We start from the raw sequence: 9,214 nt of genomic DNA, 5'->3' as shown, positions 1-9,214 counted from the left end.
AAGGCCCGGCAGCGACGACAGCAGGCCGGCGTCGGAGAGCGCCTTCAGGTAGCGGTAGAGCGTCGAGCGTGTGTAGCCGACGCGCGCGTGGATTTCATCGAAGCTCAGGGCGACGTAGTTGTCTTCCGTATCAAACAGGTCGAGAAGCCCCAGCATACGTTCGTGGCTTTGCAAGGAACCTCCCGCCATTTGACCGTCGCGGCGCGCCTATTCTGTTCATATTATAATGTGAGATTTAGCGCGAAGTGCCAGCCCGATACAATACCATTTTCGGAACAGGCGACCGGGTCCCGTGCTGCGTCGAACGACGCCGACCGAATCTACAGCTTGGACTCCTCGTTCAGCCGGGCGAGAAACGTCACGAAATCCGCATGGTCGAGCCGCCGGATGTCGATATGGTATTCCATCGCCTTGCGGGCTTCCTCGGCATGTCCGCCGCATATGGCCTCGGCGGTCGCCAGATGCTCCTTCGCGGATTCCCTCATGCGGCCGTTGGCGCGCAGCGTGTACCGGCGATAGCGCGCCACGCGGCGATAGACCTGGTGCACGATGTCTTCCAGAACCGGGTTGTGGGCCCCCCGGTAGATGAGATGGTGGAACTTCTCGTTGAGATCCATGTAGGTGTGCAGATCGGACTTGCTCCCGGTCGGCTCGAACGACTTTGCGAGCGCCAGCAGCTCCTCGCGCTCGGCATTCGTCATGCGCTGTGCCGCAAGCTTGGCGCACAGCCCTTCCAGTTCCGCCATCACCTCGAAGGTCTGGAACAGTTCGGTAACCGAGATCGCGGCCACATAAGCGCTCTGCCTGCCGCGGTTGACGACAAGACCGCTCGCGGAAAGCCGGCTCAACGCCTCCCGGACGGGCGTCCGGGATACATTGAAGCGCTCGGCGAGAGCGCGTTCGTCGAGCCGGTCGCCGGGCGCGAGCTCGCCGCTCACGATCAATTCCTCAAGCAACCTGAAAACACGGTTGGCGCGACCGCTCGCTTCGTCAAGCCGTTCGTCTGTCATAAACCTCACCAAATCTCCATACCGATTAACGCGATGCCTTATCAGACAGAATTCCGAGTGTTTCTACTTGATAGTCCAAAGGACGGGCGCCCGACAGAACGACGGGAAGGCGCACGACGGCTTGGGGTACCGCAGTCGCATACAATTTTGCCGCACGCAAGACGCTCTCTTCCCGCAGTCGACGGCCGACGATCTGAAGGCCCACGGGGTGTCCGGCTGCCGTTCGCCCGCAGGGAATGCTCACCGCCGGCAATCCGACGAGGGTGAAGGCATAGACGGCAAGGAATATGTCATAGAATCGTTCGACCGGCCTGCCACCGACATGGGTTGGCAATTCCCTGTCGAGCTGGAAAGGCGGCGCGCCGACGGTCGGCGTAAGAACGAGCTCGTACCGTTCGAGGAATGTCCGGACCCGGTGCCAGTAGCGGCTGCGCAGGCGCTCGGCCCGCGCCACGCTGCGAAGATCCTTCCCCAGCGCCGCCGCCGTCTGGCTGACGAGTTGCGCCGTCATCCTGCTCCCATGCTCCTCGACCATGTCGGCAAAGCGCGCGACGATGCCGAAACTGCGCGTGCCGGCGATGATCTCCCTGATGTCGCCGGCATCGAATCCGGCCTCCTCGACGACGGCCCCCATGTCCTCGAACGCGCGTGCCGCCACGCGGGTCGCAGCCGCGACCTCGGGATCGACGGGGACGACACCGCCCAAATCCTCGCAATAGGCGATCCGCACCCCGGTCAGATCGCCGCCCGTCCTTGCCGCGGCGGCATAGTCCTCCGTGGGGGCGGGAAGCGAACCCGGATCGCGGTCGTCGGATCCGCTGAGAACGGCAAGCATGAGGCCGAGATCGTCGACCGTTGCGGCGAGCGGCCCCTGCACATGCTCCACAAGCGTGTCCCAGGCATAGTCCGTGGGATATACCGGAACACGGCCGGGCGACGGCCGGAACCCCATCACCCCGCACCACGAGGCGGGAATTCTGATCGACCCTCCGAGATCCGTGCCCAGGCCGATCGGCGCCATTGCGGCAGCGACGGCCGCCGCGGTGCCGCCGCTCGATCCCCCCGGACTCGCGTTGGGATCGACGGGATTGCGCGTGATCCCGAAGAGGGTGTTTTTGGTGTTGATGTCGGTGGCGAACTCCGACGTGTTGGTCTTGCCGAGCATCAGCGCGCCGGCCGCCTCCATCCGCTCGACGCTGACGGCGCTCTCGGTGGGAACGTTGTCTTCGAGGACGAGCGATCCGAACGTCGTGCGGATCCCCGCTGTCGGAAGGTTGTCCTTGACGACGAAGGGAACGCCCTCGAGCGGCCGCGCGGGCTCGCCGCGCTGCCGGCGCCGGTCGATCGCCTCCGCCTGTTCGAGGATGCGCGGGTTCAGGGTCACGATCGCATTGATCGTCGGGTTGAGTGCCTCGACCCGCGCCAGAAACGCGCGCGCGACCTCGACCGACGACACCTCGCCGCCGGCGACGAGCCGCGCGATGGTGCCGGCGGATTCCGATGTGAGACCGCTCACTTCGCCGCATCCTCGAGCTTGGCCGCATCCTCGAGCTTGGCCGCATCCTTGAGCTTGAAGGTGGTGCCGTCCATGACCAGCCTGCGATGTTCGAATTTCCAGGCGCCGTTTTCCTTCACGATGCGGTCCTCGTACACGCCGCAATCGGCGATGGCCGGCAGGTCGCCGGGGGTTCCGTTGTAGGCCATGAGATAGCACCGCCCGCGAACCGCTCCGTCCCCGAGCTGTTCGAGATGAATGCTCCCGTTCCAGTGGCGGCGGTAGATATGGGGCCGTCCGGCGAAGTCCCGGTTCTTGAAATCCTTGAAGTTCTCGTGCCCCGAGACAGTGATGCCGGGCGTTACCAGTTCAAGCAGCCCGCGCGAGGAAAAACAGCCTGCATATCCTTCGGCGTCGCCCGCGTCGCTGCAGAGATTGTAGAGCGCGTAGAGGTTGAGGATCTCGGTGTAATCCTGCGCGGGAACCTGTTTGGTCATTGTGATCTCCTGTATATTCGCTGAGAAGAGATGGACGGCGCCAGCCCGGTGATGATGGCGAGGGGCGTCACTGCACCGCCTGGATCTCCCGATACAGCTCCGCGAGGCTGCCGTTCTGGAATTTGTCCGGCAGCGTGGCCACCTTGTCGGCGAACAGCTCCTTGTCGGGATCGATGATCGCGACGCCGTCCTTTTCGAATTCCGCGATCAGGGCCGCCTCGGCATCGGTGGTGAGCTTGTCCTGATATTCGCCGGCCTCCGCGGCGGCCCGTTTCAGGATCTCGACCTGCTCGGCGCCCAGCCGGGAATAGGCGTCGTCGCTCATCGCGATCACGATGTTGGCCACGATGTGGCCGGTCAGGGTCAGGTTCTTGTGCACAAGCGGTATGCCGACGCTCTTGATGATCGTGAGCGGATTCTCCTGCGCGTCGACGGTATTGGTTTCGATCGCCGTGAAGAGCTCGCCGAACGCCACCGGCGTCGGTCCCGCTCCCAGCGCGCGCCATCCGGCCTCGTAGATCGGCACGGGCAGCACGCGCACCTTCAGGCCCGCCAGGTCGGCCGGCGTCGACACCGGCCGGTTCGCCGTGAGATGGCGCGTCCCGTAATACCAGGAGGCATCGATCGTCCGGATGCCGGTCTTTTCGTGCAGGGTGGCGGCAAGCTTGTCGCCTATGTCGCCGCGCATGGTCGCCTGCATATGGTCCTTGTCGCGGAAGAGGTAAAGGAAGCCGAGAACGTTCGCATCGGGCAGCACGGTGCCGAAGCCGGCTCCGACCGTCGCCGCGAGGTCCACCGCACCCAGTTGCAGCCCCTCGATGAGCTGCTGCTCGTTGCCGAGACCGGCTCCCGGAAAGACCGTGATGCTGATCGTCCCGCCGGAGCGTTCGTTCACCAGTTCCGCGAAGCGCTTGGCTCCGAGGTCCGTGGGCGTGTTGACCGCCAGTCCGTGCCCGAGCTTGAGCTCGATCTTCGACTGCGCCGCCGCGAGGTCCGGCAAGGCGGCGGCGAGGACCATCGCCAGGATGGCGCCGCCGATGTGTTTCGTTAATCCGATCTCCATTTTCAGTCTCCCGCTTCTTTAGTTCCCGTACATTATTGATGGTATGTAAGTAACGATCCAAGGAAAGGGTATCATGATAAACAGAACGATGCCCAACGGCAGGATAAACAACATTGACGCCGCCATTACCTTTTCCAGAGACAGGCCGGATACCTGGCTGCCGACGAAAAGACACATGCCCAAGGGCGGCGAGATGAGGCCTATCCCCAGTCCGTACACGATGAAGACGCCGAGGAGGACCGGATCGATACCCGCCGCGACGAGCGGCGGCGCGATGACCGGGGTCAGGATGATCAGCGCCGGCGCCACTTCGAGGAAAATGCCGACGACGAGCAGGAGCAGGGCGAGGCCGATCAGCAGGATCGTCTGATCGGTCGTCCACGACACGACCATGAGGGCGAACCCGTCGGCAACCTGCATGCGCGCGATGATATAGCCGATCGGCGCCGAAAGCCCGAGGATGAGCATGATCGAGCCGGTCACGACCGCAGTGGAGACGAGCGCCTGGAAGAACTGGCCGAGGGTCATCTCCCGGTAGATGAACAGCGCCACCACCGCGGCGTAGATCGATGCCAGCACGGCCGCTTCCGTCGGTGTCGCGAAGCCCGAGAACAGGCTGGCGAGGAGCACCACGGGCGTCATGAGGGCCCAGAACGCCTCGCGGAACGACGTTGCGAGGGAAATGGACTCGACCTTCCGCGTCTTGATGCCCCGGCGCCAGAAGATGAACGCAAATCCGATCATCAGGGCGACGCCCGCCAGGATGCCGGGGAGGATGCCGCCCATGAAGAGCAGCCCCACGGGCACGCCGGCGATGCTGCCGTAGATCACCATGTTGATGCTCGGCGGGATGATCGGCCCGAGCGTCGCGGAGGAGACGGTGAGGCCGACGCTGACATCGTCGGGATAGCCGTTGTCGCGCATGGCCTTGATCTCGATCTTGCCGAGGCTCGCCACATCGGCGACGGCGGAGCCGGACATGCCGGCAAAGATCATGCTGCCGAGCACGTTCGCATGGCCGAGCGCGCCGGGGATCCGGCCGACGATGGCGAGCGCGAAGTTGAAGATGCGCATCGTGATGCCGCCGGAGTTCATCAGCTCTCCGGCGAGGATGAAGAACGGTATGGCGACCAGCGACAGGGCGCTCAGCTGTCCGACGACCTGCTGCGGATAGACGATCAGATTGGTGTCCGTGACGAGGAAGTAGGCAAGGGCCGACAGACCGAGCGAAAACGCCACCGGCACGCCGAGCAGAAGCGTGGCGAACAGGACCGAGAGCGCGGAGATCATTTGCTCTCTCCCGCCGCCAGCTTGCCCTCTCCCGCCACCAGATTGCCGAACTCGGACGGAACGGCCGCATCGTGCGGGCCGAAGGATGCCTCCACGAAGTCGAATCGATAGCCCAGGAAGCTCATCTGGATCAGGCGAACGGCCATCAGCACCGAGAACGCCGGCGCCGCCGCATAGCCCCACGCCCATGTGACCGGCAGCGGATGCGCCGACGTGGACGTCCGCTGGGTCAGTTGCAGGCCCTTCCAGGCGAGCACGGCGAGCAGGAACAGGACGGAGGCGACCCCGATCCCCTCCGCGACGCGCCGCATCCGGCCCGGGAAGCGGTCGAGCAGGGATTCGATGCGCACGAGATCGGCGCGCTTCGCCGCACCGACGGCCCCGAGCACCGAAGCCCAGATCAGCAGCATTTGCGAAAGCATCTCGGGCCATCCGAGCGGATTGCCGAAGAGACCCCGCGAGACGATCTGCGCGGTCATCGACAACCCTATTATCAATAACAACAAAGTCGCTATAAGTTCTTCAAAATTATCTATGATTATTTTTCCCGCATGTTTGTTGTCGTTCCCCATCTGAGTCTCCTTTTATGGCTCAGCAAGCCCGAAGGATATTTATGTATCTCCTTATTGGTATTGTTTATTTCCTGTGAAATGTTATTCCGTGAAGGCAACGATGCTCTGGCGCCGTTCGCCGAACTTCTCGATCCCGAGCGTGACGACATCGCCCGGCTTCTCCTGATCGGGCTCTCCTTAGCGGCCCAGCTTCATTCCGTTTCTCCCGCTTGTCTTACAGGCCGGCCCTGTTGTGTCCGCGTACCGCGGGATTGACCACGTTGATCGGCCATTCACCCGACAGGACGCGCTTGACTTCCGACGGCGCACCCGCCTGAAGGCCCGCCATGGCTTCCTCGCTGTACCAGGCGGCGTGAGGCGTCAGCACGACGTTGTCGCGCCCGCGCAGCGGATGCGGATCGGGCAGCGGCTCCGGGTCCGTGGTGTCGAGAGCGCAGCCGCCGATCCGGCCGCAGTCGAGGGCGCGTATCAGCGCAGCCGTGTCGACGATCGGCCCGCGGGCGACGTTGACCAGCAGCGCGCCCGGCTTGATCAGGCCCAGCGCCCGGTCGTCGATGAGCCCGCGCGTCGATGCGTTGAGCGGCGGATGGACCGACACGATGTCCGACTGCGCAAGCAGGGTGTCGAGGGGCACCTTCTTGCCGGGAACGCCGTCGTGCCCCTCTTCGACGACGGGATCCGTGAAGAGGATCTCCACTCCGAGCGGCGCCGCCCGCACGGCGACCTCGCGCGCGATGTTGCCGAAACCGACAAGCCCGAGCGTACGTCCCCGCAGCCGGCGTATCGGCTTCGCGTCCGGGACACTCCAGCCCCCGGAGCGCACCCGGCGATCGTAATAGGCGATCTTCCGCCATGCCGTCAGGATCATCGCCATTGCATGCTCGGCGACTTCGTCTATGCAATAGGTCGGATTGTTGGTCACGATGATGCCGGCGGCGGTCGCGGCCTCGAGATCGATCGTGTCGACGCCGATCCCGTAGCGCGCGATGATCTTGCAGTTCGGCATTTGCGCCATCACGTCGGCCGTGATCGGGCCGGCATAGGTGTTGAGGAGCGCATCGCAGTCGGACGCTTCGCTCAGGAAGCCCGTGGCGTCGGTCGCGCGCAGCGGCACCAGCTCCGCGAGACCATCCAGCGTGGTGCGCTCGACGTCGAGCGATTCCCAGACATAATCGGTGAGTACTACTTTCATCGTTCCTCCCTGATCCGTTGCCGCGCGCTATTCGCCTGTCCACCGGGGTTTGCGCTTGTCGAGAAAGGCCGAGAGCCCCTCCTGGAAATCGCGCGAGCCATACGCCCTGAGGATGAGGTCGCTGCTGTCGATCTCCCGGGAGGATGCGCGAAGACGCCGCAAGCCCTCCTTGGTGACCTGGAGGGTGATCGGCGCATGCGAGGCGATGGCCGCCGCAAGCTCCATCGCACGCACGCAAAGGGCCTCGCGGCCGAGCAGGACCTCGCTGACGGCGCCGATCGAGAGGGCTTCCGCCGCCGGCATCAGGCGCGCGGTCATCATCAGCTCGGCGAGCCTCGCCTGCCCCATCAGGGCGGAGAACCGGGCGAGGTTGACGACGGCGAGGCAGTTGCCCAGCGTGCGGGCCATTGGCAGGCCGAGCTGCAGATTGGCCTGGGCAATGCGGATGTCGCAGCAGGCGGCGATGCCGAGGCCGCCGCCGGTGCACGCACCCGAGAGGACCGCGATCGTCGGCACGGGGCACGCTTCGATCCGATCGAGAACCCCGCCCACCTCCCTCTCGTACGCGATCGCGTCCTCGGGCTTGGAAAAGCTGCGGAATTCCTTCATGTCGGTGCCGCTGGCGAAGGCGCGTTCTCCTTCGGCCATGAGGATGAGGGCGCGGAACGCACCTGCCTCGCCGATCATGCGGCAGATCGCGCCGACGTCGCGATACATCTGGAACGTCAGCGCGTTTCGCGCCTCGGGCCGGTTGAAGGTGAGAACCGCCACCGGGCCGTCCGCGGTGAAGCGGAGATGGCCGATCGTCACGCTCGGCAGTTCGCGGATCTGTTGAACCACGTCGCCCATCGGCCCGCTACCTGTTGAATGCGCCGCGCGAGCGCAGTTTTTCGCTCTCGTCCGCCGTGATGCCGATCTCCGCCAGAACCTCGTCGGTGTGCTCTCCGAGCAGCGGCGGCGCCAGGCGCAGCTGCTGCGGCGTCCCGCCCATCTTCACGGGAAAACCGAGAAGCTTGAGCGGCCCCTCGACCGGATGCTCGGCGACCATCGTCATCCTGCGCTCCTGCGCATGCGCACTCGCGAGCGCCTCGCCATAGTCGTTGATCGGACCGGCAGGGATACCCACCGCGAGCAGCATGTCCACCCATTCGGACACCGGCCGGGACACGAAGGTGCGCTCGAGTTCCTCGATGAGCGCCGTCCGGTTGGCGAGACGCTGCGGATTGGCGCGGAAACGCTCGTCGTCGAGCAGGTCGGGGCGGTCCATCACCTCGCACAGCGAGGTCCACAGCTTCTGGTTGGCCGCGCCGAGCACGAAATATCCGTCCCCGGCGCGCACGACCTGATACGGCGCGCTCATCCGGTTGGCGGACCCGATCGGCTTCGGCGGGACGCCGGTGCTCCAGTATTCCGCCACCTCCCAGATCGACAGGCCGAGCGCGGCCTCGAACAGCGAAGCGTCGATGTACTGGCCGCGGTTGGACCGTTCGCGGCCGATGATCGCCGACAGGATCCCGTAGAGCGCCATCAGCCCGGCCCCCAGATCGGCCGCGGAAATGCTGTTGCGGACCGGCGCCTGATCGGGATGGCCGGAGGCGCTCATGACCCCGCTCATCGCCTGGGCGATCATGTCGAACCCGGGACGTTGGGACCACGGTCCAAACTGACCGAATCCCGAGATGCTGGCATACACGATCCTGGAATTGACGGCCGCAAGGGTCGGATAGTCGAAGCCGAGGCGCCCCGCCACACCCGGCCGGCTGTTCTCGACGACCACGTCGGCGGTCTTCACCAGCCTGTAGAGTACGTCGCGGCCGGCCTCGCTCTTGAGGTTGAGCTCGATACTCCGCTTGTTGCGGTTCAACTGCATGAAGCCGTTGCTGTCGTGCCCCTTGAGCCGATAGCCCATCGAGCTGCGCGTCTGGTCTCCGGTCGCCGGCGGCTCCACCTTGATGACGTCGGCCCCCATGTCGCCGAGCAACATGCAGCAGTAGGGGCCCGCCATGACCTGACTGAGGTCGAGCACGCGGATACCGGACAAGGGCAATTCCATGGAGTCCTCTCTGAAAACCGGGTCGGGCCGACTGCGGACAGC

10 protein-coding genes are annotated in these 9,214 nt (G+C 64.8%); all 10 read right to left on the bottom strand.

From position 1 onward, the window contains the following. Window positions 1–156: helix-turn-helix domain-containing protein (locus ACUSIJ_RS16265; protein WP_449309463.1), on the bottom strand; the 156-nt coding region annotated here is incomplete at its 3' end. 164 nt (window positions 157–320) lie between these two features. Continuing rightward, window positions 321–1,010 carry a GntR family transcriptional regulator gene (locus tag ACUSIJ_RS16260; RefSeq protein WP_449309462.1) on the bottom strand — a complete coding sequence of 230 codons (690 nt, stop codon included), beginning with the start codon at window positions 1,008–1,010 and terminating at the stop codon, window positions 321–323. Window positions 1,011–1,035: 25 nt separating this feature from the next. Then, complete coding sequence (locus ACUSIJ_RS16255; RefSeq protein ID WP_449309455.1) at window positions 1,036–2,526, bottom strand: amidase; 1,491 nt, start codon at window positions 2,524–2,526, stop codon at window positions 1,036–1,038. After that, window positions 2,523–3,002, bottom strand: coding sequence for a nuclear transport factor 2 family protein (locus tag ACUSIJ_RS16250; protein ID WP_449309454.1), 480 nt, complete (start codon window positions 3,000–3,002; stop codon window positions 2,523–2,525). The genes ACUSIJ_RS16255 and ACUSIJ_RS16250 overlap by 4 nt, the downstream gene beginning before the upstream one ends. Before the next feature lie 67 nt (window positions 3,003–3,069). Further along, window positions 3,070–4,065, bottom strand: a complete 996-nt coding sequence (locus tag ACUSIJ_RS16245; RefSeq protein WP_449309453.1) for a TRAP transporter substrate-binding protein — start codon at window positions 4,063–4,065, stop codon at window positions 3,070–3,072. Window positions 4,066–4,083: 18 nt separating this feature from the next. Then, window positions 4,084–5,355: a TRAP transporter large permease gene (locus ACUSIJ_RS16240; RefSeq protein ID WP_449309452.1), complete on the bottom strand. Its 1,272-nt coding sequence runs from the start codon at window positions 5,353–5,355 to the stop codon at window positions 4,084–4,086. Beyond that, window positions 5,352–5,834 carry a TRAP transporter small permease gene (locus ACUSIJ_RS16235; RefSeq protein ID WP_449309451.1) on the bottom strand — a complete coding sequence of 161 codons (483 nt, stop codon included), beginning with the start codon at window positions 5,832–5,834 and terminating at the stop codon, window positions 5,352–5,354. Before ACUSIJ_RS16235 ends, ACUSIJ_RS16240 begins: the two co-directional genes overlap by 4 nt. Window positions 5,835–6,141: 307 nt before the next feature. Beyond that, entirely contained in the window at window positions 6,142–7,119 is a 978-nt protein-coding gene (locus ACUSIJ_RS16230; protein WP_449309450.1) for a C-terminal binding protein, read from the bottom strand. Window positions 7,120–7,146: 27 nt separating this feature from the next. After that, entirely contained in the window at window positions 7,147–7,968 is an 822-nt protein-coding gene (locus tag ACUSIJ_RS16225; protein ID WP_449309449.1) for an enoyl-CoA hydratase, read from the bottom strand. Window positions 7,969–7,975: 7 nt separating this feature from the next. Then, window positions 7,976–9,172 carry a CaiB/BaiF CoA transferase family protein gene (locus ACUSIJ_RS16220; protein WP_449309448.1) on the bottom strand — a complete coding sequence of 399 codons (1,197 nt, stop codon included), beginning with the start codon at window positions 9,170–9,172 and terminating at the stop codon, window positions 7,976–7,978. Window positions 9,173–9,214: the final 42 nt, after the last annotated feature.

This window comes from Pseudochelatococcus sp. B33, assembly GCF_053570585.1.
This window is presented reverse-complemented; position numbering and strand designations above follow the sequence as displayed.

Bases quoted from the DNA above. Each gene is read 5' to 3' on its own strand.
- ACUSIJ_RS16250 (WP_449309454.1), bottom strand. From the start codon at position 3,002: ATGACCAAACAGGTTCCCGCGCAGGATTACACCGAGATCCTCAACCTC.
- ACUSIJ_RS16225 (WP_449309449.1), bottom strand. From the start codon at position 7,968: ATGGGCGACGTGGTTCAACAGATCCGCGAACTGCCGAGCGTGACGATC.
- ACUSIJ_RS16240 (WP_449309452.1), bottom strand. From the start codon at position 5,355: ATGATCTCCGCGCTCTCGGTCCTGTTCGCCACGCTTCTGCTCGGCGTG.
- ACUSIJ_RS16245 (WP_449309453.1), bottom strand. From the start codon at position 4,065: ATGGAGATCGGATTAACGAAACACATCGGCGGCGCCATCCTGGCGATG.
- ACUSIJ_RS16260 (WP_449309462.1), bottom strand. From the start codon at position 1,010: ATGACAGACGAACGGCTTGACGAAGCGAGCGGTCGCGCCAACCGTGTT.
- ACUSIJ_RS16235 (WP_449309451.1), bottom strand. From the start codon at position 5,834: ATGACCGCGCAGATCGTCTCGCGGGGTCTCTTCGGCAATCCGCTCGGA.
- ACUSIJ_RS16220 (WP_449309448.1), bottom strand. From the start codon at position 9,172: ATGGAATTGCCCTTGTCCGGTATCCGCGTGCTCGACCTCAGTCAGGTC.
- ACUSIJ_RS16230 (WP_449309450.1), bottom strand. From the start codon at position 7,119: ATGAAAGTAGTACTCACCGATTATGTCTGGGAATCGCTCGACGTCGAG.